This is a genomic window from Ralstonia mannitolilytica, from assembly GCF_000954135.1.
Classification (GTDB): Bacteria; Pseudomonadota; Gammaproteobacteria; order Burkholderiales; family Burkholderiaceae; genus Ralstonia; species Ralstonia mannitolilytica.
On record NZ_CP010800.1, the window covers coordinates 957465 to 982947 of the forward strand.

Annotated in this window: 24 protein-coding genes and 1 pseudogene; 18 read left to right on the forward strand and 7 right to left on the reverse strand. The window is 66.0% G+C overall.

Going from position 1 to position 25483, the window contains the following annotated elements:
* Positions 1-72: 72 nt before the first annotated feature.
* The 5 genes from TK49_RS20935 (at position 73) to TK49_RS20955 (ending at position 5931) form a co-directional block, all read left to right on the forward strand.
* Entirely contained in the window at positions 73-1059 is a 987-nt protein-coding gene (locus TK49_RS20935) for an ABC transporter substrate-binding protein (protein ID WP_045219719.1), read from the forward strand.
* 97 nt (positions 1060-1156) lie between these two features.
* Positions 1157-2746, forward strand: a complete 1590-nt coding sequence (locus TK49_RS20940) for a sugar ABC transporter ATP-binding protein (protein ID WP_045219720.1) — start codon at positions 1157-1159, stop codon at positions 2744-2746.
* On the forward strand, positions 2743-3789 hold the full coding sequence (locus TK49_RS20945) for an ABC transporter permease (RefSeq protein ID WP_082062925.1): 1047 nt from the start codon (positions 2743-2745) through the stop codon (positions 3787-3789). Before TK49_RS20940 ends, TK49_RS20945 begins: the two co-directional genes overlap by 4 nt.
* Positions 3786-4859, forward strand: coding sequence for a galactofuranose ABC transporter, permease protein YjfF (yjfF, locus tag TK49_RS20950; RefSeq protein ID WP_045219721.1), 1074 nt, complete (start codon positions 3786-3788; stop codon positions 4857-4859). The genes TK49_RS20945 and yjfF overlap by 4 nt, the downstream gene beginning before the upstream one ends.
* A 259-nt stretch (positions 4860-5118) precedes the next feature.
* On the forward strand, positions 5119-5931 hold the full coding sequence (locus TK49_RS20955; protein ID WP_045219722.1) for an arylamine N-acetyltransferase family protein: 813 nt from the start codon (positions 5119-5121) through the stop codon (positions 5929-5931).
* Between the two features lie 8 nt (positions 5932-5939).
* Here TK49_RS20955 and TK49_RS20960 read toward each other — a convergent pair whose 3' ends face one another.
* On the reverse strand, positions 5940-6956 hold the full coding sequence (locus tag TK49_RS20960) for a 1-aminocyclopropane-1-carboxylate deaminase (RefSeq protein ID WP_045219723.1): 1017 nt from the start codon (positions 6954-6956) through the stop codon (positions 5940-5942).
* Between the two features lie 138 nt (positions 6957-7094).
* Between TK49_RS20960 and TK49_RS20965 the strand changes: the two genes are divergently transcribed.
* The gene (locus TK49_RS20965; protein WP_045219724.1) at positions 7095-7622 is read left to right on the forward strand and encodes an Lrp/AsnC family transcriptional regulator; all 528 of its coding nucleotides are present in this window, start codon (positions 7095-7097) and stop codon (positions 7620-7622) included.
* A gap of 101 nt (positions 7623-7723) precedes the next feature.
* On the opposite strand, the gene TK49_RS20970 is transcribed toward TK49_RS20965, so the two are convergent.
* Complete coding sequence (locus tag TK49_RS20970; protein WP_045219725.1) at positions 7724-8149, reverse strand: hypothetical protein; 426 nt, start codon at positions 8147-8149, stop codon at positions 7724-7726.
* 241 nt (positions 8150-8390) lie between these two features.
* Between TK49_RS20970 and TK49_RS20975 the strand changes: the two genes are divergently transcribed.
* The 4 genes and pseudogenes from TK49_RS20975 to TK49_RS25040 form a co-directional block, all read left to right on the forward strand.
* Positions 8391-9491, forward strand: coding sequence for a branched-chain amino acid aminotransferase (locus TK49_RS20975; RefSeq protein WP_045219726.1), 1101 nt, complete (start codon positions 8391-8393; stop codon positions 9489-9491).
* A gap of 21 nt (positions 9492-9512) precedes the next feature.
* Positions 9513-10316, forward strand: coding sequence for an alpha/beta fold hydrolase (locus tag TK49_RS20980; RefSeq protein WP_045219727.1), 804 nt, complete (start codon positions 9513-9515; stop codon positions 10314-10316).
* Positions 10317-10581: 265 nt separating this feature from the next.
* A complete protein-coding gene (locus TK49_RS20985) occupies positions 10582-11745 on the forward strand; it encodes an alkane 1-monooxygenase (RefSeq protein ID WP_045219728.1) in 1164 nt (387 codons plus the stop codon).
* 90 nt (positions 11746-11835) lie between these two features.
* Positions 11836-12351, forward strand: a pseudogene (locus TK49_RS25040) (BON domain-containing protein); the annotation flags it as partial.
* Between the two features lie 54 nt (positions 12352-12405).
* Here TK49_RS25040 and TK49_RS20990 read toward each other — a convergent pair.
* A complete protein-coding gene (locus tag TK49_RS20990; protein WP_045220440.1) occupies positions 12406-12768 on the reverse strand; it encodes a DUF1304 domain-containing protein in 363 nt (120 codons plus the stop codon).
* A gap of 136 nt (positions 12769-12904) precedes the next feature.
* On the opposite strand from TK49_RS20990, the gene TK49_RS20995 reads away from it, so the two are divergent.
* Together TK49_RS20995 and TK49_RS21000 are read left to right on the forward strand one after the other, a co-directional pair.
* Positions 12905-13615, forward strand: a complete 711-nt coding sequence (locus tag TK49_RS20995; protein WP_045219729.1) for a dienelactone hydrolase family protein — start codon at positions 12905-12907, stop codon at positions 13613-13615.
* 429 nt (positions 13616-14044) lie between these two features.
* Positions 14045-14317, forward strand: coding sequence for a hypothetical protein (locus TK49_RS21000; protein WP_045219730.1), 273 nt, complete (start codon positions 14045-14047; stop codon positions 14315-14317).
* Between the two features lie 22 nt (positions 14318-14339).
* On the opposite strand, the gene TK49_RS21005 is transcribed toward TK49_RS21000, so the two are convergent.
* Together TK49_RS21005 and TK49_RS21010 are read right to left on the reverse strand one after the other, a co-directional pair.
* The gene (locus tag TK49_RS21005) at positions 14340-15962 is read right to left on the reverse strand and encodes an NAD(P)-binding protein (protein WP_045219731.1); all 1623 of its coding nucleotides are present in this window, start codon (positions 15960-15962) and stop codon (positions 14340-14342) included.
* Entirely contained in the window at positions 15962-17539 is a 1578-nt protein-coding gene (locus TK49_RS21010; RefSeq protein ID WP_045219732.1) for a polyamine aminopropyltransferase, read from the reverse strand. Before TK49_RS21010 ends, TK49_RS21005 begins: the two co-directional genes overlap by 1 nt.
* A gap of 177 nt (positions 17540-17716) precedes the next feature.
* Between TK49_RS21010 and TK49_RS21015 the strand changes: the two genes are divergently transcribed.
* From TK49_RS21015 to speD, 5 genes are all read left to right on the forward strand, one after another.
* Positions 17717-18115: a DUF350 domain-containing protein gene (locus TK49_RS21015; RefSeq protein ID WP_009240530.1), complete on the forward strand. Its 399-nt coding sequence runs from the start codon at positions 17717-17719 to the stop codon at positions 18113-18115.
* Between the two features lie 49 nt (positions 18116-18164).
* Positions 18165-19208, forward strand: coding sequence for an SPFH domain-containing protein (locus TK49_RS21020; RefSeq protein WP_045219733.1), 1044 nt, complete (start codon positions 18165-18167; stop codon positions 19206-19208).
* Between the two features lie 88 nt (positions 19209-19296).
* A complete protein-coding gene (locus TK49_RS21025) occupies positions 19297-20745 on the forward strand; it encodes a DUF4178 domain-containing protein (RefSeq protein WP_045219734.1) in 1449 nt (482 codons plus the stop codon).
* Positions 20742-20930 carry a hypothetical protein gene (locus tag TK49_RS21030; protein ID WP_027679205.1) on the forward strand — a complete coding sequence of 63 codons (189 nt, stop codon included), beginning with the start codon at positions 20742-20744 and terminating at the stop codon, positions 20928-20930. Before TK49_RS21025 ends, TK49_RS21030 begins: the two co-directional genes overlap by 4 nt.
* On the forward strand, positions 20927-21352 hold the full coding sequence (gene speD, locus TK49_RS21035; RefSeq protein WP_045219735.1) for an adenosylmethionine decarboxylase: 426 nt from the start codon (positions 20927-20929) through the stop codon (positions 21350-21352). Before TK49_RS21030 ends, speD begins: the two co-directional genes overlap by 4 nt.
* 1 nt (position 21353) lies before the next feature.
* Here the strand turns inward: speD and TK49_RS21040 are convergent, their stop codons facing one another.
* Together TK49_RS21040 and fumC are read right to left on the reverse strand one after the other, a co-directional pair.
* Positions 21354-22400 (reverse strand): sensor domain-containing diguanylate cyclase, encoded by a 1047-nt coding sequence (locus tag TK49_RS21040; protein ID WP_045219737.1) that lies wholly within the window; start codon positions 22398-22400, stop codon positions 21354-21356.
* 100 nt (positions 22401-22500) lie between these two features.
* Positions 22501-23886 carry a class II fumarate hydratase gene (gene fumC, locus TK49_RS21045; protein WP_045219739.1) on the reverse strand — a complete coding sequence of 462 codons (1386 nt, stop codon included), beginning with the start codon at positions 23884-23886 and terminating at the stop codon, positions 22501-22503.
* A gap of 167 nt (positions 23887-24053) precedes the next feature.
* On the opposite strand from fumC, the gene mdtD reads away from it, so the two are divergent.
* Positions 24054-25475, forward strand: coding sequence for a multidrug transporter subunit MdtD (gene mdtD / locus TK49_RS21050; protein WP_045220443.1), 1422 nt, complete (start codon positions 24054-24056; stop codon positions 25473-25475).
* The last annotated feature ends 8 nt before the right edge of the window (positions 25476-25483 follow it).

Sequence of the window (25483 nt, forward strand, 5' to 3'; positions counted from 1 at the left end):
TGCCGCTGAAAAAACAAACGTGCGCAGCCGCAGGCAGTGACGGGCTGCTTCCACCATAAGAGGAGAGACGCAATGGCAACAACGCGCGCTGATCGCGCCCGACGTACCGTGTTGACCTTTCTCGCCACGGCCGGCGTGCTGTTGGCAACCGGCGCCGGGTCTGCAGCCCACGCGGCGGACAAGGCCTTCACCATGGGCTTTGCCCAGGTGGGTGCCGAGAGCGAATGGCGCACCGCCAATTCGGAGTCGATCAAATCCGCCGCCAAGGCGAACGGCGTGACCCTGAAGTTCTCTGACGCGCAGCAGAAGCAGGAAAACCAGATCAAGGCGATCCGCTCGTACATCGCGCAGAAGGTGGACGTGATCGCGTTCTCGCCGGTCGTGGAATCGGGCTGGGACACCGTGCTGCAGGAAGCCAAGGCCGCCAAGATCCCGGTCATCCTGACCGACCGCGGCATCGACAGCAAAGACCCGTCGCTCTACACCACGTTCATCGGCTCGGATTTCGTGGAGGAAGGCCGTAAGGCCGGCCGCTGGCTGCTGGAGAACTACAAGGGCAAGGGCGACGTGAACATCGTCGAGTTGCAGGGCACCGTCGGCTCGGCGCCGGCCATCGACCGCAAGCGCGGCTTCGAAGAGATCATCAAGACCGACCCGCGCTACAAGATCATCCGCTCGCAAACCGGTGATTTCACCCGCGCGAAGGGCAAGGAGGTGATGGAAGCCTTTCTCAAGGCCGAGGGCAAGAAGATCAACGTGCTGTTTGCACACAACGACGACATGGCGATCGGCGCCATCCAGGCGATTGAAGAGGCAGGCCTGAAGCCGGGCAAGGACATCACCATCATTTCCATCGACGGCGTGAAGGGCGCGTTCGAAGCCATGATGGCCGGCAAGCTGAACGTGACGGTGGAATGCAGCCCGCTGCTCGGGCCGCAGTTGATGGAAACCGCGCGCGCCGTGCTGGCGGGCAAGCCGGTGCCCAAGCGCATCGTCACCAAGGAAGGCATCTTCCCGATGGAAGTGGCGGCCAAGGAGTTTCCGAACCGCAAGTACTGAGGCTGCGCGGGTTCGCAAGCCCTTTGCTGAACAGGCGCAACCGGCACGGTGGAGGCCTTCCGCCATGCCGGTTGCGCCACGTTAACAGGTGACACCCATGCCGGACCACGTTGACCAAACCGCCGCGCACGATGCACGCGGCGCGCTGCTGCACATGCGCGGCATCTCCAAGAACTTTCCCGGCGTGCAGGCGCTGGCCGGGGTCGATTTCCGCCTGTTTCCCGGCGAGGTGCATGCCCTGATGGGGCAGAACGGCGCCGGCAAATCGACGCTCATCAAGGTGCTGACCGGCGTGGAGGCGCCGGATGCGGGCGAGATCCTGCTCGGCGGTCAGCCCATCGCGCCGGGCTCGCCGCTGGAAGCGCAGAAGCTGGGCATCAGCACGGTGTACCAGGAGGTAAACCTCTGCCCGAACCTCACGGTGGCGGAGAACATCCACATCGGCCGCTTTCCCATGCGCCTGGGCAGCATCGACTGGCGCGCCACGAACCGCGCTGCCCAGGCGCTGCTGGCCGACCTGAACATCCACATCGACGTCACCCTGCCGCTGTCGCTGTACCCGGTGGCCATCCAGCAGATGGTGGCGATTGCGCGGGCGCTCTCCACCGAAGCGCGCATCCTCATCCTCGACGAACCGACCTCCAGCCTGGACGACGACGAAGTCGCGCGCCTGTTTGCCGCCATTCGCACGCTCAAGGCACGCGGCATGGCCGTGCTGTTCGTCACGCATTTCCTGGAGCAGACGTACGCCATTTCGGACCGCATTACCGTGCTGCGAAATGGCCGGCTTGAAGGCGAGTACGCCGCGCGTGACCTGCCGCAACTGCAACTGATCAACAAGATGGTCGGGCGCGACATCGACGCCAGCCGCTTCGCGCGTACCGAGGTGCCGCCCGTGGACGACACGGCGCCCGCATTCCTGAGCGCGCGCGGCATGGGCCGCCGCGGCGTCGTGCAGCCGCTCGACCTGGATGTGCGCCCGGGCCAGGTGCTGGGTCTGGGCGGGCTGCTCGGCTCGGGCCGCACCGAGACCGCGCGCCTGCTGTTCGGCGTAGACCGCAACGATGCAGGCTCGATCAACGTGCAAGGGCAGTCCCGCCAGTTCAGCTCGCCGCGTGACGCGATCCGCCAGGGCATCGGCTTCTGCCCGGAAGACCGCAAGACCGAAGGCATCATTGCCGAGCTGTCGATCCGCGAGAACATCATCCTCGCGGTGCAGGCCAAGCGCGGCCTGTTCCGCTATCTGCCCAGGAAGCGCCAGCGCGAGATTGCGGACCAGTACATCGCCCAGCTCGGCATCAGGACGCCGGATGCGGAGAAGCCCATCGGCCAGCTCTCGGGCGGCAACCAGCAGAAAGCCGTGCTCGCACGCTGGCTGGCGACCGACCCGGCCATGCTGATCCTGGACGAGCCGACCCGTGGCATCGACATTGCCGCCAAGCTCGACATCATGGACCTCGTGACCGCGCAGTGCCGCAAGGGCATGGCGATCCTGTTCATCTCCAGCGAACTGCCCGAGGTGCTGCGCGTGAGCCACCGCCTGGCGATCCTGCGGGACCGCAAGAAAGTGGGCGAGCTGGCAGGCGAAGACATGACCGAAGACAACCTGTGCCACGTGATTGCCGGCGGTGAGCTGCCCGCCAAGGCGCCGCCCAGCGCGTCTGCCACCACCGGAGGCGCAGCATGACGCAACGCTCCCGCATGCACGCGCTCGCCGGCCACCGGCTGTTCTGGCCCTGCGTGACGCTGATCCTGCTGTGCGTGCTGAACACGTGGTTCAACCCGCATTTCTTTCACCTTGAGATCCGCGGCGGGCACCTGTACGGCAGCGTGATCGACATCCTCAACCGCGCGGCACCGCTGATGCTCGTGTCGCTGGGCATGACGCTGGTGATTGCCGTGGGTGGCATCGACATTTCGGTCGGTGCGGTGGTCGCCATCTCGGGCGCGATTGCGGCATCGCTCATCGGCGGTACGCTCGTCGTCCAGAACGGCATGCCGGTGTATGTGACCAAGGTGCCGCTGATGCTCGCGCTGCTGGCCGCGGTGGGCGCCGCGCTGGTGTGCGGGCTGTGGAACGGCATGCTCGTGGCCGGCGCCGGCATGCAGCCCATCATCGCCACGCTGATCCTGATGGTGGCCGGGCGGGGCGTGGCGCAGCTCATCACCGGCGGGCAGATCATCACCGTCTACTACGAGCCGTTCTTCTTCGTGGGCAATGGCTACCTGTTCGGGCTGCCGTTCGGCCTGTACATCGCCGGCGCCGTGCTGTGCCTGCTTTTGCTGCTGATGCATCGCACGGCGTTGGGCCTGTTCATCGAAGCGGTTGGCATCAACCCCGTGGCGGCGCGGCTTGCGGGGCTGAACACCAAGGCGCTGCTGTTCGGCATCTACGGGTTCTGCGGTGCCATGGCCGGCGTGGCAGGGCTCATCATCTGTTCCAACGTGAAGAGCGCCGATGGCAACAACGCGGGCCTGCTGCTCGAGCTGGACGCCATCCTGGCCGTCACGCTGGGTGGCACGTCGCTCGCGGGCGGCAAGTTCAGCCTGTGGGGCAGCGTGGTCGGGGCGCTCATCATTCAGACGCTCACGTATGCGATCTACTCGATGGGCGTGCCGCCGGAGGTCAACCTGGTGGTGAAGGCCGTGGTGGTGTTTGCCGTGTGCCTGGCGCAATCGGCGGCATTCCGGGCGATGGTGTTTCAACGCCGCGTGGGGGCGCAGTCATGAGAATCAATCCACGGCGCTTGCCGTTCTATGTGACGTTGTTCCTGTTCGCGCTGCTGTTCGGTTTCGGGTCTGTCACGTACACCGGGTTCTTCAGCGTGCAGGTGTTCCTGAACCTGTTCATCGACAACGCCTTCCTGATCGTCGTGGCCATCGGCATGACGTTCGTCATCCTGTCGGGCGGCATCGACTTGTCGGTGGGGGCGGTGGTGGCGCTCACCACGATGATCTCCGCCGCGCTGGTCGAGCACCATGGCTGGTCGATCGGTGCCGTGGTGCCGCTGGTGCTGGTCGCAGGGACGCTGTTCGGCCTGATGATGGGCGTGCTGATCCAGGTGTTCCGCATCCAGCCGTTCATCGTCACGCTGGGCGGCATGTTCCTGGCGCGCGGGCTGTGCTACCTCATCAGCATTGATTCGATCAGCATTACGAACCCCACCTACACCGCGCTCTCGCAGCACAAGATTTTCGTGGGCGGCGGCAACTACGTGTCGCCCAGCGTGGTGACTGCGCTGGCGGTGTTTGCGGCTGCCGTGTGGCTTGCGCACTGCAGCCGCTTTGGCCGCACGGTGTATGCGCTGGGCGGCAACGAGCGCTCGGCCTTGCTGATGGGCCTGCCGGTCGCGCGCACGCGCATCCTCGTCTATGGGCTCAGCGGGTTCTGTTCGGCACTGGGTGGGGTGCTGGTGACGTTCTACATGCTCTCGGGCTACGGGCTGCATGCGCAGGGCATGGAGCTGGATGCCATTGCGGCCACGGTGGTGGGTGGCACGCTGCTGACCGGCGGCGTGGGGCTGATCAGCGGCAGCGTCGTCGGCGTGCTGCTGTTGGGGGTCATCCAATCGCTGATTACGTTTGACGGCACGCTCAGTTCGTGGTGGGCGCGCATTGCCATCGGCGTGCTGCTGTGCATGTTCTGCCTGATGCAGCGCTTCCTGGGCCGTGCGCAGCGGGGCACCGCGCTGCCGCCCGCCGGCCCGCACAGGCCGGCGCATCGCTCCGATGAGGCCCGCAAGGACGCGCCCGCACCTGCTGTCCTGATGCAGTCGCACGCCATCCCCCCGTTCAACTAGCGCGGCGGACGCCGCGCAATCGCCGCCGCAGACCTAGATGGTGCCCTGCGCCGCTGGCATTGACGGCTCCGGTCACGTGCCGCTTGCACATCTGCGTGGGTCCATCATGGATGAGGCATTGCGCGGCATGGGTTTTGGCCCCAATCTGGGGTCCGAAGCCATCCGGCCGCTCCATAGGCCTCTGGACGCAACCGATCCTGCTATCTTCAGGCGCCCGGATGCAGCCGGCCATCCCGACGTCCGCACAAGGAGACACCACGTGACCGTTCACCTCGATCTGGACGCCTACTTCCACCGCATCCGCTGGGGCGGCCACACGCGCCCGACCTACGAGACGCTCGCGCAACTGGTGCGCGCGCACATGCGGTACATCCCGTTCGAGAATCTCGACGTGCTGCTGGGGCGGGGCATCCGGATCGACCTCGAAAGCGTGCAGGACAAGCTCGTGCGCGCGCGTCGCGGCGGCTACTGCTTCGAACATGCGACGCTGTTTGCGGCCGTGCTCGAGCGCCTCGGTTTCCAACCGGTGCGCCATTCGTCGCGCGTGATCCTGTTGTCGCCGCGCGCGGAGGCGCCGCGCACGCACATGTTCCTGACGGTTCCGCTGCCCGAAGGCACCTTTGTCGTCGACCCCGGCTTTGGGGCGCTGGCGCCGCGCGTACCGGTACCGCTCGTCGACGGCCAGGAAGCCAGCATCGACGGCGAGCGGCACTGGATGGTGCGCGACGAAGGCCGCTGGATACTTCGCGCGCAGGTGCGCAGCGATACGCCGGTCGATGCCTGGGTGACCACGCTCGAAGAGGACTACCCCATCGACTTCGAGATGGCGAACCATTACACGTCCACGTATCCGGCCTCGCCGTTCAAGAACCGCATCCTGATGCGCTCGCTGACCGATGAAGGCCGCGTGACGGTGATGAACCGCGACGCCACCATCTGGCGCGCAGACACGCCGCACCGGTTCGAGCTGGAAGACCGCCGCGCGCTGCGTGGCCTGCTGGTGGAGTATTTCGGCATCGATCTTCCGGAAGTCGAGCACATGCGCGTGCCCGGCATTCCGGAATGGGCCTGAGCTGCCGCCTAGCCGTTGCGGAACAGGAAGCTGTAACCGTTGAGCGCCGGCACGCCACCCAGGTGCGCATACAAGACGCGCGAGCCCGCCGGGATCTCGCCACGGCGGATCAGGTCGATCATGCCCTGCATCGATTTGCCCTCGTACACCGGGTCCGTCAGCATGCCTTCCGCGCGGGCGCACAGGCGGATGGCGTCGAGCGTCTCCTGCGACGGCACGCCGTATTCCGGATACGCGTAGCGTGTGTCGAGCACCACGTCGGCGTCTGTCATGTCGCGGCCGAGGTCGACCTTGTCGGCAGTGTTGCGCGCAATGCGCAGGATCTGCTCGCGCGTCTGCTCCGGCTTGGCCGAGGCATCGATGCCGATCACGCGGTCGGCGCGCCCATCCGCCGCGAAGCCCACCACCATGCCGGCCTGCGTGCTGCCCGTGACCGAGCACACGATGATGTAGTCGAACCGGAAGCCAAGCGCCTTCTCCTGCTCGCGCACTTCCTCTGCAAAGCCAACAAAGCCGAGCCCGCCGAGCGGATGATCTGATGCGCCGGCCGGGATCGCATACGGCTTGCCGCCGGCGCGGCGCACGTCTTCGAGCGCCTGCTCCCAGCTCTGTTTGAACTCGATGCCGAAGCCCGCATCGACGAGGCGCACATCCGCCCCCATGATGCGCGACATCTGGATGTTGCCCACGCGGTCATACACGCTGTCGAACCAGTTCACCCAGTTCTCTTGCACCGTCACGCAGCGCAGGCCGAGGTGCGCGGCCACCGCCGCCACCTGCCGCGTGTGGTTCGACTGGATGCCGCCGATGGTGACCAGCGTGTCGCAACCCTGTGCCAGCGCCTCGGGGATCAGGTATTCCAGCTTGCGCGTCTTGTTGCCGCCGAAGGCGAGGCCGCTGTTGCAGTCTTCCCGCTTGGCGTAGATCTCCACCTTGCCGCCCAGCTGGGCTGACAGGCGCGGCAACGCCTGGATGGGCGTCGGGCCGAACGTGAGCGGATGGCGGGGAAAGCGTTGCAGATTCATGCGCGGACTCCGGTGGAATGGATGCCCCCATGCTAGGGAAGAACGCGAGAAACAGGGTTGTGAAGATTCACGCCATGGCGCATCATGGCACGCAGAATTGGGTACGCTGGTATCTGAAATTGTGTTCAGACGATCTTTATGGCAATAAAATTGCGTGCAAGACCGAAAGCGGCATCGGGTTCCGCCAAGTCCGCCGCCGCAGTAGCGCCCGAGCTGGATCGCACGGACAAGGCCATCCTGCGCGCCTTGCAGAAAGACGCGTCCATCAGCAACGTCATGCTGGCCAGGCGCGTGAACCTGAGCCCCGCTGCGTGCCTGCGCCGCGTGGAGCGGCTCAAGGCCGCGGGCGTCATCCGTGGGATGGTGGCGCTGCTCGATCCGAAGGCGCTGGGGGCAGGCACGGTGGTACTGATCGGCGTGGTGCTTGACCGCTCCACGCCGGAGTCCTTCGCTGCTTTTGAAAAGGCCGCGCAGACCATCTCCGGCTGCATGGAGTGCCACCTGGTGACGGGGGAGTTCGACTACTTCCTGCTGATCCGCACGCGCGATTCCGAGAGTTTTACGCGGCTGCACGCGGAGCAGCTGCTGTATTTGCCGGGTGTGCGCCAGGTGCGGTCGTTTATGGGGTTGCGGGAGGTGGTGAGCCGGACGGAGGTGGTGGTGTGAGCGCCTGCACCGCCCGTACCCGATTCAGCGTGTGAATCGGCCAACCGGGTGGTCGCTGCCTTGCTGTCCACATCCGGGCAGGCTGCCCCGTGGCCTCGCCACTACCCGCGCATGCGCAGCAGATCGGCGTACGAGATCAGCTTGCGCTTGCCGGGGCTCAGTGCCTTGCGCTTGGGCCGGACCGGCTTCTTGCGTTCGAATTGCGCTGCGGCGCGTGCGTCTTCCTGCGCGTGGATGCTGGCCGCCTTGGTTTCGGCCTTCAGGCGATCGGCCTCCAGCCTCGCAGCCACGCGTTCTTCGCGGGCCACGTCTTGCGCGGCAGACAGGATCTCGGCCCTCAGTTCATCGCGCCGTTGCTTGGCAGCCGCGCGGGCTGCCTGCAGTTGCGCCTTCTTCTGCCGCAGCCATTCCTGCCGGCTCACGGGCGCAGGGCGCGCTTCTGCCGGCACGCTCAGGCGCAGGGCGCGGCTGGCCGCGGCCTTGTCGATGCGCACCGTGCGCCACGGGTTGTGCTTGGTATCACTCATGTCCGTCGCGTGCCTCGACAGTGCATCAGTGGGGATCGATCTCTGGGCATCATCCCGCCAAACCTACCATAGGACTTCGCGTTGCGCTGCCCTCCGCCGTCATGTCATGCGGGCGTCACGCAGCCGCGTCAGGCACCCGAGGTGCGACCCCGGTGCCGAATACGCAACCCAATTGCGCCGCCGTTGGCGCAAAATAGCGGTTTGGGCGCGGCTGCGCCCCCTTGCACACCTTGGAGACGGTATGAACAACGTTGCCGAATCGGCCCTTTCGATCGAGAAAAACCCGAACTGTGTTTCGCCGGATGCGCGCGCGAGCCTGCTGGAGAATCCGGCCTTTGGCCGCGTGTTCACAGACCACATGGCCACCATCCGCTACACCGAGGGCAAGGGCTGGCACGATGCCAAGATCGGCGCGCGCGGCCCGATCCCGTGCGATCCGTCCACGCTGGTCCTGCACTACGCGCAGGAAATCTTCGAAGGCATGAAGGCCTACCGGCTGCCGGATGGCGGCGGCGCGCTGTTCCGCCCGGAAGCCAACGCTCGCCGTTTCCAGAACTCGGCCAAGCGCCTGGCGATGCCTTCGCTGCCCGAAGACCTGTTCCTGCAAGCCGTGCGCGAACTGGTGAAGCTCGATCGCGACTGGATTCCGTCGGGCGAGGGCTCGGCGCTGTACCTGCGGCCGTTCATGATCGCGACCGAAGTCGTGCTGGGCGTGAAGCCGTCGGCGGAATACCTGTTCTGCGTGATCGCATGCCCGGTCGGCGCGTACTTCAAGGGCGGCGCATCGGGTGCGGTCACGATCTGGGTGTCGGACAACTACACGCGTGCCGCGCCCGGCGGCACGGGCGATGCAAAGTGCGGCGGCAACTATGCAGCGAGCCTCGTCGCGCAGGCCGAAGCCGCGCGCGAAGGCTGCGACCAGGTGGTCTTCCTCGATGCCGTGGAACGCAAGTGGATCGAGGAACTCGGCGGCATGAACGTGTTCTTCGTGTTTGACGATGGTTCGCTGCAGACGCCGCCGCTCACCGGCACGATCCTGCCGGGCATCACGCGCGATTCGCTGATCACGCTGGCGCGCGGCATGGGCCTGACCGTGCGCGAAGCGCCGTACTCCATCGACCAATGGCAGGCCGACGCCCAGAGCGGCCGCCTGCGCGAAGCCTTCGCCTGCGGCACTGCGGCGGTGGTCACGCCCATCGGCAAGGTCAAGGGCCGCAAGCACAACTTCACGATCGGCAACGGCGGGGCCGGCGAGTTGACGAGCAAGCTGAAGGCCGCGCTGGTCGACCTGCAGAATGGCCGCGCGCCGGACCCGCATGGCTGGATGGATCGTCTGTTCTGAACGGGATGGCGCTGCGCAACGATGACGGAGTCGCTGTCTCTCGATGCCGCTGAGGTGTGGGTCGACACACCCGACGGCCGCCTGTATGCCAAGCAGTGGGGCGACGTCACTGACGACGCAGCCCCGCCGCCCATCGTGCTGCTGCACGATTCGCTCGGCTGTGTCGAACTGTGGCGCGATTTTCCGCAGCGCCTGGCGCTGGCCACCGGACATGCGGTGATTGCGTATGACCGGCTCGGCTTCGGCCGTTCCGATGCGTTTGCCGGCCGGCTTGGCGCCGGCTTCATCGGCGACGAAGCGCGCGGCGGTTTTGCCGCGCTCATCGACCAGCTTGGCGTGCAGCGTTTCATCGTCTTTGGCCACAGCGTGGGCGGCGGCATGGCGGTGTCGGTCGCTGCGGCCTATCCCGATCGTTGCGTGGGGCTGGTCACCGAATCGGCGCAGGCCTTTGTCGAAGAACGCACGCGCGAAGGCATCCGCGTGGCACAGGCGCAATTTGCGGCCCCGGGCCAGATGGCGCGCCTGGAGAAGTATCACGGCGACAAGGCCGAATGGGTGCTGCACGCGTGGGTCAGCACGTGGCTGTCGCCGGCGTTTGCGTCGTGGTGCCTGGACGATGCGCTGCTCGGGGTGCGCTGCCCCGTGCTGGCGCTGCATGGCACGGAAGACGAGTACGGCTCCACCGCGCAGCCCGAGCGCATCGTCACGCTGGCCGGCGCGCCCGCCACACTGAAACTGCTGCCGCGTTGCGGTCATGTGCCGCATCGCGAGCAGGAAGCAGCGGTGCTGGAAGCCGTCAGCAGCTTTCTCGCCGAGCGCGTGTAACGCACGCCATTTCCTGCGCGGTTGCTCTCCTGCGGCGCACCAAAAACGAACGACCGTCAGAAAACCCGCAGTTTCAAGCACCACCGCTTCCCCAGCCGGCATGCGGCCGGCCGGCGGCCTTTTCGTTTGGAAGGCTGTGCCTAGATCCGGACGTTGGAACGTTCTTCTTGCGCGCCTATAAAACAGGCGTCGGGCACGACCCCGGCGGCGCACGCATGTGTGCACACAAGCCAAGCCATCAAGCGGGGCAACCAGGAGGAAGACAATGGCAACACCCGGCATGGCCGCGTCCCTCGAATGGACCGACGGCAAGCGCTATCTGTGGATGCTCGGCGCACTGACCATCACGCTGCCCATCGTTGCGGCCGTCTCGGCGCTGGCAACGGGGTGGCATCCGCTGTGGTGGGCCGGCCCGTTCATCGTCTTCACGATCATCCCGCTGCTCGATTTCCTGATCGGTGACGACCCGGACAACCCGCCGGAAGACGTCGTCCCGGCGCTGGAGCAGCAGCGCTACTACCGCCGCATCGTCTACCTGGCCACGACCGTGCTCTACGTGAGCTTTGCCGTGGCGATGTGGGTGCTGCGCACGTACGAGCTCACCTGGTACGACTACATCGCGTTCGCGTTTTCGGTGGGTGTGGTGACGGGCATCTCGATCAATACCGCGCACGAGCTGGGTCACAAGACCGACCGCTTCGAGCGCTGGCTGGCGAAGATCACGCTCGCGCCCGTGGCCTACGGGCACTTCTATGTCGAGCACAACCGCGGGCACCACGTGCGCGTGGCGACGCCGGCCGATCCGGCAAGCGCGCGCTATGGCGAATCGTTCTGGGAATTTCTGCCGCGTACGGTGGTGGGCAGCGTCAAATCGGCATGGGCACTGGAGAAACGTCGGCTGGAGCAGCATGGCCACTCGGTGTGGTCGTGGCGTAACGATGTGCTCAACGCCTGGGCGATGACGGCGCTGCTGTGGGGCGTGTGCATCGCGTTCGTGGGCGTCAAGGTAGTGCCGTTCCTGATCATCCAGGCGATCTACGGGGCGTCGTTGCTGGAGGTGGTGAACTACCTGGAGCACTACGGCCTGTGCCGCCAGCAGTTGCCCAGCGGCCGCTACGAGCGGTGCACGCCGCAGCATTCCTGGAACAGCAACCATGTCGTGACGAACCTGTTCCTGTATCAACTGCAGCGGCATGCCGATCACCACGCCAACCCGACGCGCTCATTCCAGGCGCTGCGGCACTTCGAGCATTCGCCGCAGCTGCCAGCCGGCTATGCCGCGATGATCCTGATCGCCTATGTGCCGCCGCTGTGGTTCCGGGTGATGAACCCGCGCGTGGTGGCGCACTACAACGGCAACATGTCGCTGGCGAACATCAAGCCGTCGATCCGCGACAAGGTGCTGGCGCAGTATCCGGCACGCGCATAAGCGCCGTCGCGGCGCGCTGGCCGCGCCGCCTCGCAGCGTCTATCCTTTGCAGCAACCGGGCACGCCCCGGGGCTCGAGAGGGAGGGCGCCATGGACATCCGCGCCGGCGGCATCGTATTCGCATGGGCATGCTGCGCGCTGGCCGCGCACGCCGACGACACCTTGCAGAACCGCGGCAACGATCCGTTCTTCCAGATATCGTCTGGCGTGGCCAACTGCCCGGAACCGGCCGGCCCGCGCATCACCGAGGCGGAATGGAAGCGTGATTCCCACCACCGCATCGAGCACGGCAACCATTGCTGGATCGAGGGCCGCTGCCGCCTGCCCAACGCCTTTGCCTACGACGACGAGATTGCCGAGACGGCCAAGCGGCGCCTGCAATGGATATCAGCCAATGTGCCGGGCTGGCGGCAGCACACCACGTTATGGGTGACGGTCTGGCAACGCTGGATGCTGGTGCAGGGCTGCGTGGCGCCGGGGTATTCGCTGGCGCCATTCATGGCGGCGTTGCGCGAGGTGCCCGATGTCGAGCGCTTCATCAACGAGACGACGGCGCATCCTGGGCGCGGCGTGCCGTATGCGCTGTTCCGAAGCGGGACGCCCGCCTCGGGCAGCGCGAAGGCGCCTGGGCCGCCGCCCGCGAAGCCCTCAGCGGAAGCGCTATGCAAACCACCCCAGCGCCAGCGCCGCCACGGCCGGCACGGTCTGCGCCAGGAGAATCCGGCGGTTGACCGTGATGGCGCCCCAGACGCCCGCCACGGCCACGCACAGCAGCCCGAACACTGCGAACGATGCATTGACGGCCGGGTCCGGCGCCACCAGCCCGATGACCAGCGCCGCCACAAGGAAGCCGTTGTACAGGCCCTGGTTGGACGCCATCGCCGCCGTCTCTGCCGCCTTCTCCGGCGTGATGCCGAACACCTTGGGGCCGCGCGTCTTCCACAGCACCATTTCCAGCACGACGATGTAGACGTGGATCAGCAGGACCACGAGGTAGGCGATCAGGGCAAGTGTTTTCATCATGACGGGCAGTGTGGATGGCGGATCACGCATCATAAAAGGTTGCCCCGATGACTTCTACGGCCGGGCGCTGAAAACTTCATCGTGACGGGCTATTCTGTGCGTTTTCTCTGCACGCGTTTCAAAGAGGAGCCATCGCATGACCGCAACGCAAGGATCCATGATTTCGTTCAAGCGCCCGGACGGGCAGGATGTCCAGGGCTACCTGGCCAAGCCGGCCAAGGCGGAGGGCGCCCCGGGCATCGTCGTCATCCAGGAGTGGTGGGGACTGAACGACCAGATTCGCGGCGTGGCCGACCGCCTTGCGCGTGCCGGTTACGTGGCGCTGGTGCCCGATCTCTACCGCGGCAAGATGACGGTGGAGGAAGAAGAAGCCCACCACCTGATGACCAACCTCAACTTTGGCGACGCGGCCACGCAGGATGTGCGCGGCGCCGTGCAATACCTCAAGCAGACCTGCGCACGCGTCGGCGTGACGGGCTACTGCATGGGCGGCGCGCTGACGCTCCTGACGCTGAGCAACGTGCCCGAGGCCGACGCCGGCGTGGTGTGGTACGGCTATCCTCCGCTCGAATACATCGACGCCTCGAAGATCAAGGTGCCGGTGCAGGGCCACTGGGGCACGCAGGACACCGCCTTCAAGATCGAAGGCGTCGATGCGCTGGAAAAGAAGCTCGTTGATGCCGGCGTCGATGTCGATTTCCATCGTTATCTCGCGCATCACGCATTCGCCAATGAAACGGCCGTGGGCGAAAACCGCATCGCCATCACGCAATACGACCCGGTGTGGGCGCAACACGCCTGGGACCGCGCGCTGACGTTCTTCGGCCGCACGCTCTGGCCGCGTTAAGGGTAAGCGCACACAGGACGGCGGGTTTGGCGGTACGGCGCGATCACGAAATGCTGCAATTTCGCATGTGGGCTGCGCTGTTGCCGCCGCTATAATTCACGGCGCTGCCGCACCAACGGTAGCTGGGTTTCGCAGCCTATCTTTTCCCGTATGGCCGGACGGCCGCCTTGTGCGGCTTTTTCACGTCCGCGCTCGCGCACGCTTGTACTTTGGCGGGCCGGGCAGGGAGACCGAAAGGTCTGCCGGCGTCCTACGGGCCGGTCTGCGAACCCTGTCGTCGGGCCCGCCACCCTCGTTTAGCAGCGACTAGTCGGGCCTTTTGCAATCCGTAGGAGGCTCCATGACTGTTGTATTCAGCGGGCGTCGCCCCGCGTCTTTTCCGTCTCCACCTTGGCTGTGCCTCGTTCCGTTGCGATTCGGGAGCCGCCAATGACACTCACCAAACGCCGCGTCTACCTTGATGGTGCGCTGGAAGCACGAGCCTTCCTCTGCCGAACGCAGGCCTACGTGCGCGAGTTCGGGCAGCATCGGCCACGTCTCTTGCGGCAGCAACTGATGGAGTACACGGGCGGCGCATATCCGCCCGCATTTGCGCGCGGGTTTGTCGACATGATCGGCGCATACGTGTCGCTGGCACTTGAGCGTAGCGATATCGATCCGGCCACGTGGGAATTGATGGCCGAGGTCGAGCGGTTGCCTTAGAAGCCCAGCGGCAGCGCCGCAATCAGCCGCCCAGAATGCGCCGCGCCGCGCGATCCCCCCACCACGCCGCTTCTTCAAAAACCGAATAGCCGGACAGGTCCGCATGTGCGTAGTGGATCGGCCCGGCGCTTTCACGCAAGCGCGCAATGCCGGGTCGGGAGAGGAAGCCGGGCGTGGGAATCGCCATTGCATGGCCGCGCAGTGTCAGGTCGGCCCGGCGGATCTGGGTACGCAGGCGGATGCCGTACACGGTATCCAGATCGGCCAGCGCGCGATCGAGCAGCGCTTGCGGCGATGCCTTCAGCAGCCATTCACGTGCCGCCTTTGGCGTCATGTCCGACAGCGCCACGTAGGCGGTGAACACGCTCTGCGCGGGTGGCCCGACACGGATGTCCTGGTGATTGGCCACCACATAACCCAACCCCGTACCGCGATACACCACGTTGTCCCACGCCAGCGGCGTGTCGTCGTGTTCGGGCGGGAAGCCGTCGATGAGCAGGTTGGCAAGCAGCCACGGCGCGGTTTCGGGCAACTCGGCGGCGGGCACGTCAAAGCCGTCGACGATGTGTTTGGCAACGTGCAGCGGCATCGCGCTGACCACGTGATCGGCCAGCAGCCGAACGACGCGGCCATCCGCTTGCAGCACATCGGCGAAGACGCGGGCGCCGGCCTCGGTTGTGGTGCCGATGCGCGCGACGCTGCCCGGCAGCAGGCGGCCGGGTTCATTCAGGCCGGCGGCTTCGAACAGCCGCTCCGCCATCCAGTCCAGGCCCTCTGGCCACGTGAGCACGGTGCCTTGTTCGGCATTGCTGGCCATGCCGCCTCGGCTGGCGAAATAGGCAATGCCGGCCCAGGCGGAAACGTGATCGGCGGTGACGCCGTAATCGTCGCGGCAGCAGTAGTCGGCATACCAGTGCAGCGTGGCGGCGCGGTAGCCCTCGCGGTGCAGCCAGTCGCGGAAGGTGAGTGCGTCGAGCGCGCGCCACGCCGGGTCTGCGGACGAGAGCGCCGTCGGCACGACAAAGACGCGGCGGCCGTCGGCGCCGATGGTCTGGCGCAGCCGGTCGATGTGGGCGAAGAACCGTGTGTGCTCGGCGCGTTCCGCTTCGGTAATGCCTTCATGCGGCACGAAACCGTCTTGCCAGCGATTGCCGAGCCACAGGCGTTCATCGGGCGCGTGAACGAGCACGCGTTCGTCGTACGTCGGGCGCAGCGCAAACGGGTCGCGCTCGATCACGCCAAAGTCGGCCAGCATCTCGCGCACGTGCGTCGATTCCATCGACGGCAGCGGCAGGTAATGCGCACCGGTCGGGAAGCGCTGCGTACCGAAGGCGCCGCCAGCGGCATTGCCATGGCGCTCCGGGCCTTCCACGACCACCGCGTCGCGCCGGCCGCTTTTTGCCAGCCGCCACGCACAGCTCAATCCGCCGATGCCGCTGCCGCAAATGGCAACGCCCACGCGCCGCGTTTCCGATGGTGTCGGCAGCGCGCGCAGGTCGCGCAGCCGATGGCCCGCAGCCTGGCCGGGCATGTGCACGTTGGGCGTGATTTCGGTAAAGGCGCGAAAGCCTGCCCACGAACCGGCCCCGGCCGCAGCCACACCGGCCGCAGCTGCACCCACAAGAAAGCTGCGTCGCGTTGCCATCAGCGCAGCACGCCGTGCCAGTCTTCTTCGAAATACCGCACCAGCGATTGGTTGTTCAGCCGGTTCGGTTCTACCTGCGGGCGCGGCATGTCGGGCGCGAAGCTGAACATCTGGTGCGTGGTGTCGGCGTCCAGGAAGCGCGTCGGCACGCGGTACGACGTAGGCGGTTTGAAATCTGCGCGGCCCGGTGCGGCCAGGATGAAGCCCCATTCGCCAAACGACGGCACCAGCGCGTGATAAGGCCACGTGCGATAGCCGGCTTCCTTCAGCGTCGCATCCACACACCAGTACGAACGCGGCGCGAAATAGGGCGACGTGGCCTGAATGACGACCAGGCCTGTATCCACCACATGGCGCGACAGCAGCCGATAGAACGGCACCGAATACAGCTTGCCGATGCTGAAGTTGGACGGGTCCGGAAAATCGACGATGGCCACGTCGAACATGTCGGTGGCCGTCTGCATCCATTGCGCCGCATCGGCGTTGACCACGGTCAAGCGCGGGTCGCTGAACGCATGCTGATTGAGCGCGACCAGTGCCTCGGCGTGCGAGAACAGGTTCGTCATGCGCGGGTCCAGGTCGACCAGCGTCACGTGCTCGATTTGCGGGTACTTCAGGATCTGCCGCAGCGCGAGGCCGTCGCCGCCGCCCAGCACCAGCACGCGCCGCGCACCGCGCACGGATTCCAATGCGGGCAGCACCAGCGCTTCGTGATAGCGGTATTCGTCGCGCGAGGAAAACTGCAGGTTGCCGTTGATGTACAGGCGCAGGTCGTCTTTCCAGCGCGTCACCACCAGCCGTTGATACGGCGAGGAAATCGCGTGGATGATCTCGTCGCCGAAGAGCGCGCGTTCCGACCAATGCGTGAGTTTGTCCGATGCGCCAAAGCCCGCAAGCAATGCCGCTGTCACTGCGCCGGCGCGCCACGCCATCGCCGTGCGCATGCGCGCCGTGAGCGCCAGCTCGGTGCGGAAGTGCCACAGGGTCCAGACCGCAATCGCCGTATTGAACAGGCCGAAGAGGAAGCCGGTACGCACCAGCCCCAGGCGCGGCGCCAGCACCAGCGGAAACAACAGCGACACCGCCAGCGCACCGAGGTAGTCGAACGTCAGCACGCGGCTGACGAGATCGGAAAACTTGGCCTGCCGACGATGCAGCATGCGCATCACCAGCGGGATCTCCATGCCGACCAGCACGCCGATCACCGTGACAAGCGCGTACAGCACCAGCCGGAACGGCGCCGATTCCAGCGCAAACAACGCAAACAGCGCAGCAGCGGACACGCCGCCAAACAGACCGACCAGCAATTCCAGATCGACAAAGCGGGCGAGCAGCGCGTCGTCCGCCACGTAGCGCGAGAGCCATGAGCCGATGCCCATGGCAAACAGATAGGCGCCGATGATGGAAGAGAACTGCAGAATGGAATCGCCCAGCAGATACGAAGCCAATGCCCCGGCAATCAATTCGTACGCCAGCCCGCACGAGGCCACCACGAAGACGGCGAGGACCAGCAGGGCATTGCCGCTGCCGGCTGGCTGCTTGGGTTCGTATGTGGCGTCAGGCTGCGGCGTCGACATGCTGCGAAGATGGAAAATGAACGGGCGTTAACAAACGGCGGATGCCAAGGCGAGCGCGATTGTGCCGCCTTTTTTCCCGGCCTGCGAGCCGACCGGTGCAGGGCCGCATCGGGGGGTACGCAAGCGGCGCATCAGCCGCTATAGTGGCGCCACCCAAGTACTGCACGGCCCCTTTCCATGCCTGACATGACCGCTTCCGTGATCGCCTATGCCTCGCACCTGCTGGCGGGCGCCGTGGTGTTTTCCGGCTTCTTCTTCGTCTACCTGCGCCTGACGCCGTATGACGAGTTCAAGCTGATCCGCGAAGGCAATATCGCCGCGGCGCTGTCGCTGGCCGGGGCGTTGCTCGGCTTCGTGCTGACCATCGCGTCGAGCATCACGCATGCCGATGGCCTGGTGCCGTTCCTGTTCTGGGCGGTGATGGCGTCGGTGGTGCAGCTGATCGTCTTCCTGGTGCTCACGCGTCTGATGCCGGACTACCGGCTGCAGATCGAGCACAACAACATCGCCGCCGGTATGCTGTTTGGCGTGAGCGCGCTGGCCGTTGGCGTGATCAACGCGGCATGCCTGTCGTGACCTTGTCCTGATTGTTCCTGCCCCGCGAATCATCGCGAAGGAGTTTGCTGTGAGCCTGTCCAGTTTCATCAAGAAGCAGTTCATCGACATCCTGCAATGGACGGAAAGCGAAGACGGCGTGCTCGCCTGGCGCTATCCGATGCAGGACATGGAAATCCAGAACGGCGGCACCCTGGTCGTGCGCGACTCGCAGATGGCGATGTTCGTCAACGAAGGCCAGATCGCCGACGTATTCAGCGCGGGCACCTTCAAGCTGACCACGCAGACGCTGCCCGTTCTCACGTATCTCAAGAACTGGGACAAGCTGTTCGAGTCCCCATTCAAGTCCGACGTCTACTTCTTCAGCACCCGCCAGCAGCTCGGCCGCCGCTGGGGCACGCCGCAGCCCGTGACGGTGCGCGACAAGGATTTCGGCATGATCCGCCTGCGCGCGTTTGGCGTGTACGCCTACCACGTGGCCGACCCGAAGTTGTTCTATCAGCAGGTGAGCGGCACGCGCGACATCTACACCGTGGATGAAGTCGAGGCGCAACTTGCCCCCGTCATCATGGGTGCGATGGCCACGGCGTTTGGCGAATCCGGTGTGCCGTTCCTGGACCTGGCCGCCAACCAGATGCTGATGTCGAACAAGGTGCGCGAGGCGCTGCTGCCGCAGTTCACGCAGTACGGCCTGGCGCTCGACAGCTTCCAGGTGTCCAGCGTCACGCTGCCGGACGAACTGCAGGCCGCGCTGGACCGCCGCATCAGCATGGACATGACCGGCGACATGCAGCGCTTCACGCAATACCAGACGGCCGAATCGCTGCCGCTGGCCGCACGCAACGAGGGCGGCATCGCGGGCACGGGCGCCGGCCTGGCAGCCGGCTTGGCGATGGGCCAGGCGATGGCCGACAGCCTGCGCACGGCGGTGCAGGGCAACGCCGGCGGTGCGGTGGCTCAACCTGCCGCTGCCGCCGCACCCGCGGCTCCTGCAGCGGATGATCCCACCGCGCGCCTGGCCAAGCTCAAGGAACTGCTCGACAAGGGCCTCATCACGCAAGCCGACTTTGACGCCGGCAAGGCTGCTGTGCTCAAGGCGCTGACCGGAGGCTGAGCCCCGGCCCCGCTGATCGGATGACCGGGCGGCATCGCAAGCCGCCCGTTTTTCTGCGCAATCTTTTGCGCAATCGAACGACCTGACCATGTTTCATGCCAACTGCCCGGCGTGTGGCGCGCCGGTGGAACTGAAGTCTGCCGCGGCCGTCATGGCGGTGTGCAGCTTCTGCAAAAGCACGCTCCTGCGCGACGGCGAGACGCTTTCCGACATCGGCAAGATGTCTGCCGTGCTCGAGGACTACGCACGCGTGCAGATCGGCACCACCGGGCGCTACAAGAACAAGGCGTTCACCGTCGTCGGCCGCATCCAGCTGCGCTACGACGCGGGCTTCTGGAACGAGTGGTACGTGCTGTTCGACGACGGCACCGACGGCTGGCTGGCCGAAGCGTCCGGGCAGATCACGATGACGTTCGCGCGCGGCACGCCCGCCAATGCGGTCGCGTTCGAGGCGCTGCGTCCGGGGCAGCTGTACGACGCCGAGGGCAAGCAGTACGTGCTGTCCGATGTGCGTGAAGCCGATTGCACCGGGGGCCAGGGCGAATTGCCGTTCCGCGTGGGCGAAGGCTGGCATGCACGCGTGGCCGATGGCCGCAGAGAAGACGCTTTCATCACGCTGGACTACTCCGACGGTACGGCGCCAACGCTCTACGTGGGTGAAGCCACCACGCTCGACGTGCTCAAGTGCCAGCTTCTGCGCACCGACGCCGAGATCAAGGAAACCGCTGGCCGCGTCCCGGGCAAGCTCACGAATCTCGATTGCCCGCAGTGCGGCACATCGATCCCGTTCAGCCCCGGCGTGACCGGCCATGTGCTCTGCCCCGGCTGCGGCGCGGCCATCGATGCGGCCACGCCGCGCGGCGACATCATTGCGCGCGCACGGTCGGTGCCGCAGGTCGCCACCACGCTCGAACTGGGCGACAAGGCGCTCATCGACGGCCTGCAGTGGCAGGTGATCGGCGTGATGCGTCGCACGGTGGTCGACGGTGGCGGCGAATGGTTCGAATATCTGCTGTACACGCCCAAGCGCGGTTTCAGCTGGATGGTCGAAACCGATGACGGCTGGTTCCGCGCCAACGTGCTCGACCGCTGGCCCACCCAGCGCGACGGCCGCACCGCGGTGCTTGAAGGCAAGGTCTACGCCCGCGATGAGGATTACACCTCGCGCGTGACGTATGCCGCTGGCGCCTTCAACTGGCGTGTCCGATCGGGTGACCAGACGCGCGTAGTCGAATACACCGCAGGCGAGGAAAGCCTCGCGGCGGAGAGCGACGCGCATGAGCTGACGTGGTCCAAGAGCACGCCGGTCAGCGCCGCGCAGATCAAGGCGTGGTTCGGCAAGGTGGTCGCCGAGCCCGTCAAGGCATCGTCGTCGAACTACATGACGGTGGCGGTGGTCGCCTGCGTGCTGCTTGGTCTGCTGAACCTCGTGCCGTTTTTCATGGCGCCGGGCTCGGTGTTCGGTATCACGTTCTTCGCGGCGCTGCTGTTGCTGGTGCCGGCGTGGCTGGTCGCCAAGATCGGGGGCGGGGAATGAAGAACTGGTTCGTTCTCTATGCCGTGGCCGTGGTGATCGGCGCGACGTATATGGACTGGAAGGCCGGCTTTGCCGCGCCGCGCACGCCGTCGTACGGCAGCAGTAGCACGGGCGGGTCGTCCTATTGGGGCGGTTCTTCGGGCGGTAGCGGCTATGGCGGCGGTTTCAGCGGGGGCCACAAGTGACGCGTACCGACGCAGCGCTGTCTGCGGAGGAGGCCTCCGCCGCCGTGGGCGAGCATCTTCTGCTCGATCTTTACGGCGTGGCACCGGCGCTGCTGCGCGATGCGGCGGCGCTCGAAACCGCGCTGCGCGATGCGGCCGATGCGCTCGGCGCGACCATCCTGCATGCGCACCTGCATCGCTTCGATTCCGTGCGCACGGGTTTGCCCGTCGGCGAGCAGGGCGGCGTGACAGGCGTGTTGCTGCTCGCTGAGTCGCACCTTTCGATTCACACCTGGCCCGAGCACGGCTTTGCCGCCATCGACGCATTCATGTGCGGCACCGGCACGACGCATGCCGCGCGCGCGGTGTTCGAGCGCGCGTTGGCACCGCAACGGGTTGATGTGCGCATCGTTCGTCGCGGGACAGCGCCCGCGTCAAACTGAGTTACACCGGCTGGCCGTCGAATATCACGCGATTGCGCCCCAGCCGTTTGGCCGCCAGCAGGGCGGCATCGGCACGCATGATGAGGTCTGTGGGCGTGCACGCGTTCTTCCCCGGCTCGCAGCTTGCCAGACCCACGCTGATGGTGCAGCGGATGTTGGCTTCTGGCGTGGCGATCTCCAGCGATTCCACCGCGCTGCGAAGTCGTTCGGCAATGCCGGCGGCCTGCAGTGTGGTCGTATCCGGCAGCACCACCAGGAATTCCTCGCCGCCGTAGCGGCCCACCGCGTCGGCGGGGCGCGAATTCACACGCATGGCGCGTGCGATCTCAACCAGGACGGCATCGCCGGCGGGGTGGCCGTAGGTATCGTTCACGCGCTTGAAGTGGTCCACATCCACCACCAGCAAGGAAAGCGGTTGCCCGTGCAGCATGGCGTGGCCGCATTCGCGCGTGAGCAGCTCCATCGCAGCGCGCCGGTTCCAGATGCTCAGCATCGGGTCGGTCAGGCTCTCGTGGCGTGCCACCTGCAGCTCGGTCAGGATGGAGCGCTGCGTTTCGCTCAGCTCGCGCTCGCGAAAACCCGATTCCACCCAGCTGGCCAGGTCATTGAGCAGTTCCCGCTCGGCCTGTTCAAATGGCCGCGGCTTCTGGTCGATCACGCAGAGCGTACCGACGGCATAGCCGGCCAGATTCTTGACCGGCCGCCCCGCATAGAAGCGGATATGCGGCGCGCCGGTCACGAGCGGGTTGTCGGCAAAGCGCGGGTCGGCCTGGGTGTCGGGAATGACCAGCATCTGCTCTTCGGCCACGGCATGGCCGCAGAACGAGATGTCGCGCGGCGTCTCACGCACGCTCAGGCCGATGCACGATTTGAACCATTGACGCTGGGCGTCGATGAGCGACACGAGCACGATCGGGGCGTCAAACACGCGCTTGGTCGTGCGCGTGACGCGGTCGAACAACTCCTCGTCGGGTGTAGAGAGCAGCAGCATGTCTTGCAGCGAGGCAAGACGTTCGGGTTCGTTCTTCGGGATGGGAGCGGGTTTCATGCGCAAGGGGCGCCGGCCGGGCCGGCGCGCTTGAAACGGGCAATGGAAAAGGAGGAAGGATACGCCACGCGTCGCAGGCTGTGGGCCCGTGTCGGATGATTTAGCGGCCCACCATGTTCTCTGGCCGCACCCACGCATCGAACTGCTCGGGCGTGACATAGCCGAGCGCCAGGGCGGCTTCGCGCAGGCTGGTGCCTTCCTTGTGCGCCTTCTTGGCGATCTGCGCCGATTTGTCGTAGCCGATATGCGGGTTGAGCGCCGTCACCAGCATCAGGGAGCGCTGCACCAGCTCGTCGATACGGTCGCGGTTCGGTTCGATGCCCACGGCGCAGTGGTCATTGAAGCTGCGCATACCGTCGGCCAGCAGGCGCACGCTGTGCAGGAAGTTGTAGGCGATCATCGGGCGGAACACGTTCAGCTCGAAGTTGCCCGAGGCGCCACCGACGTTGATGGCGACATCGTTGCCGAACACCTGCGCGCACAGCATCGTCAACGCTTCGCTCTGCGTGGGGTTGACCTTGCCCGGCATGATGGAGGAGCCCGGCTCGTTCTCGGGGATGGAAAGTTCGCCCAGGCCGCTGCGCGGGCCGCTGGCCAACCACCGGACATCGTTGGCGATCTTGGTGAGGCTGGCGGCCAGCGTCTTCAGCGCACCGTGCGCGAATACGAGGCCGTCGGCCGACGCCATGGTCTCGAACTTGTTTGGCGACGTGACGAACGGCAGGCCGGTCAGTTGCGCCAGCTCTTCGGCCACCTGCTCTGCATAGCCGGCCGGCGCGTTCAGGCCGGTACCCACCGCCGTGCCGCCCAGTGCCAGCTCGCACAGGTGCGGCAGCGTGGCGTTCAGGTGCGTTTCGTTGTGCTGCAACTGGGCCACATAACCGGAGAATTCCTGCCCGAGCGTCAGCGGCGTGGCGTCCTGCAGGTGCGTGCGGCCGATCTTGATGATGTCGTCGAAATCCGCCGCCTTCCGGGCGAGCGTTTCACGCAGCGTGCGCAGCGACGGGATCAGGTGATGCGTGATGGCCGTCACGGCGGCCACATGCATTGCGGTCGGGAACACGTCATTCGACGACTGGCTGCGGTTCACGTCATCGTTCGGGTGAACGAGGCGGCCTTCGCCGCGGTCGCCGCCGAGCAGTTCGCTGGCGCGGTTGGCGAGCACCTCGTTCATGTTCATGTTGGTCTGCGTGCCCGAACCGGTTTGCCACACCACGAGCGGAAATTCGTTCGGATGCTTGCCGGCAATGACTTCGTCGGCAGCGGAAATGATGGCGTTGGCCTTGTCGGCGGGCAGCAGCCCGAGGCGCTGGTTGACGGCCGCGCTGGCACGTTTGATGCGGGCGAGCGCGTCGATCAGCTCGCGCGGCATGCGGTCGCCCGCGATGTCGAAATTCTGCAGCGAGCGCTGTGTCTGGGCGCCCCACAGGTGATCGGCCGGGACTTCAATCGGGCCAAAGGTGTCGCGTTCGGTTCGGGTGGTCATGGCAAGGAGGAAGGTGACTGGGACGAACGCTCCAGTATAGGCAGGCTCCAGAGCCCTTGTTGGCGACAGGGCGGATGGACGAGGGGTCGCGCCGGCCGGGAACATCGTTTGCGGGCGCATCCCAGGCGCGCCACAATGGCGGTTGCGCCGCACGTACCGACCCGCCCATGTCCACTTCCGTTTCCGTCGACAAGTCGCTTCAACCGCTGCTCTGGCTGGTGGCCATCGGGCTGTTCATGCAGACGCTGGATTCCACCATCGTCAACACGGCGCTGCCCGCCATGGCGCGCAGTCTGTCGGAAAGCCCGCTGAAGATGCAGTCGGTCATCATCGCCTACACGCTGACGACGGCCATGCTGATGCCCGCGTCGGGCTGGCTGGCCGACCGGTTCGGCACGCGCCGCATGTTCTTCGTGGCCATCTTCCTGTTCACGATCGGGTCATTGCTGTGCGCCGAGTCGCGCAGCCTGACCATGCTGATTGCCTCGCGCGTGGTGCAGGGCGTGGGCGGTGCGCTGCTGATGCCGGTCGGGCGGCTGACGGTGCTGCGCGTGGTGCCGCGCGAGCAGTTTCTGCCCGCCATGAGCTTCGTCACGATCCCGGGGCTGATCGGCCCGCTGATCGGCCCGACGCTCGGCGGCTGGCTGGTGCAGGCCGTGTCGTGGCACTGGATCTTCCTCATCAACATACCGGTCGGGGTAGTGGGCGCGCTGGTCACGCTCAAGGTGATGCCGGACGTGCGGGCCGACGACGACAGCCGCTTCGATTGGTCGGGCTACCTGATGCTGGCCTTCGGCATGGCGGCGGTGTCGTTCTCGCTCGACGGGCTGTCGGAGCTGGGCTTCCAGCATGCCACGGTGCTGGTGCTGCTGATCTTCGGGCTGGCGGCGCTCACGGCGTACTGGCTGCACGCTGGGCGTGTGGTGGGGCCGCTGTTTCCGCGCACGCTGTTCGGGATCCCGAGTTTTTCCATCGGCATCCTGGGCAACCTGTTTGCGCGCATCGGCAGCGGCGGCATGCCGTTCCTGATCCCGCTGCTGCTGCAGGTGAGCCTGGGGTATTCGCCGTTGCAGGCGGGCCTGATGATGGTGCCTGTGGCTGCGGCCGGCATGGCGGCCAAGCCCCTGGGTACCTGGGCGATCAAGCATTACGGCTATCGCCGCATGCTGTTTGCCAACACGCTCATGGTCGGCCTGATGATGGCCAGCTTTGCATTGATGACGCCGGACAAGCCGCTGTGGCTGCGCATCGTCCAGCTGGCACTGTTCGGCACGTTCAACTCGATGCAGTTCACCGCCATGAACACGCTCACGCTCAAGGACCTGAACGGGCCGCTGGCGAGCGCGGGCAACAGCATGCTGTCCATGGTGATGATGCTGTCGATGAGCCTCGGGGTGGCGGCGGCGGGCGCGCTGCTCACGGGCTTTACCGATTTCACGGCCGGGCCGGAAGGACACGACACACTGGCCGCTTTCCACAAGACCTTCCTGTGCGTGGGCGTGATGACGGCGGCGGCCGCGTGGATCTTCGCGCAGCTCTCGCGCTTCGAGTCCACGCAGGTGGTCAAGCGGCCCGAGATCGTCGACTGAGGCAGGCC

Excerpts from the sequence above, each read along its gene's own strand:
- TK49_RS20935 (WP_045219719.1), top strand. The coding sequence starts at position 73 with ATGGCAACAACGCGCGCTGATCGCGCCCGACGTACCGTGTTGACCTTT.
- TK49_RS20940 (WP_045219720.1), top strand. The coding sequence starts at position 1,157 with ATGCCGGACCACGTTGACCAAACCGCCGCGCACGATGCACGCGGCGCG.
- TK49_RS20945 (WP_082062925.1), top strand. The coding sequence starts at position 2,743 with ATGACGCAACGCTCCCGCATGCACGCGCTCGCCGGCCACCGGCTGTTC.
- yjfF (WP_045219721.1), top strand. The coding sequence starts at position 3,786 with ATGAGAATCAATCCACGGCGCTTGCCGTTCTATGTGACGTTGTTCCTG.
- TK49_RS20960 (WP_045219723.1), bottom strand. The coding sequence starts at position 6,956 with ATGAATCTGCAACGCTTTCCCCGCCATCCGCTCACGTTCGGCCCGACG.
- TK49_RS20965 (WP_045219724.1), top strand. The coding sequence starts at position 7,095 with ATGGCAATAAAATTGCGTGCAAGACCGAAAGCGGCATCGGGTTCCGCC.
- TK49_RS20970 (WP_045219725.1), bottom strand. The coding sequence starts at position 8,149 with ATGAGTGATACCAAGCACAACCCGTGGCGCACGGTGCGCATCGACAAG.
- TK49_RS20975 (WP_045219726.1), top strand. The coding sequence starts at position 8,391 with ATGAACAACGTTGCCGAATCGGCCCTTTCGATCGAGAAAAACCCGAAC.
- TK49_RS20980 (WP_045219727.1), top strand. The coding sequence starts at position 9,513 with ATGACGGAGTCGCTGTCTCTCGATGCCGCTGAGGTGTGGGTCGACACA.
- TK49_RS20985 (WP_045219728.1), top strand. The coding sequence starts at position 10,582 with ATGGCAACACCCGGCATGGCCGCGTCCCTCGAATGGACCGACGGCAAG.
- TK49_RS20990 (WP_045220440.1), bottom strand. The coding sequence starts at position 12,768 with ATGATGAAAACACTTGCCCTGATCGCCTACCTCGTGGTCCTGCTGATC.
- TK49_RS20995 (WP_045219729.1), top strand. The coding sequence starts at position 12,905 with ATGACCGCAACGCAAGGATCCATGATTTCGTTCAAGCGCCCGGACGGG.
- TK49_RS21000 (WP_045219730.1), top strand. The coding sequence starts at position 14,045 with ATGACACTCACCAAACGCCGCGTCTACCTTGATGGTGCGCTGGAAGCA.
- TK49_RS21005 (WP_045219731.1), bottom strand. The coding sequence starts at position 15,962 with ATGGCAACGCGACGCAGCTTTCTTGTGGGTGCAGCTGCGGCCGGTGTG.
- TK49_RS21010 (WP_045219732.1), bottom strand. The coding sequence starts at position 17,539 with ATGTCGACGCCGCAGCCTGACGCCACATACGAACCCAAGCAGCCAGCC.
- TK49_RS21015 (WP_009240530.1), top strand. The coding sequence starts at position 17,717 with ATGCCTGACATGACCGCTTCCGTGATCGCCTATGCCTCGCACCTGCTG.
- TK49_RS21025 (WP_045219734.1), top strand. The coding sequence starts at position 19,297 with ATGTTTCATGCCAACTGCCCGGCGTGTGGCGCGCCGGTGGAACTGAAG.
- TK49_RS21030 (WP_027679205.1), top strand. The coding sequence starts at position 20,742 with ATGAAGAACTGGTTCGTTCTCTATGCCGTGGCCGTGGTGATCGGCGCG.
- TK49_RS21040 (WP_045219737.1), bottom strand. The coding sequence starts at position 22,400 with ATGAAACCCGCTCCCATCCCGAAGAACGAACCCGAACGTCTTGCCTCG.
- fumC (WP_045219739.1), bottom strand. The coding sequence starts at position 23,886 with ATGACCACCCGAACCGAACGCGACACCTTTGGCCCGATTGAAGTCCCG.
- mdtD (WP_045220443.1), top strand. The coding sequence starts at position 24,054 with ATGTCCACTTCCGTTTCCGTCGACAAGTCGCTTCAACCGCTGCTCTGG.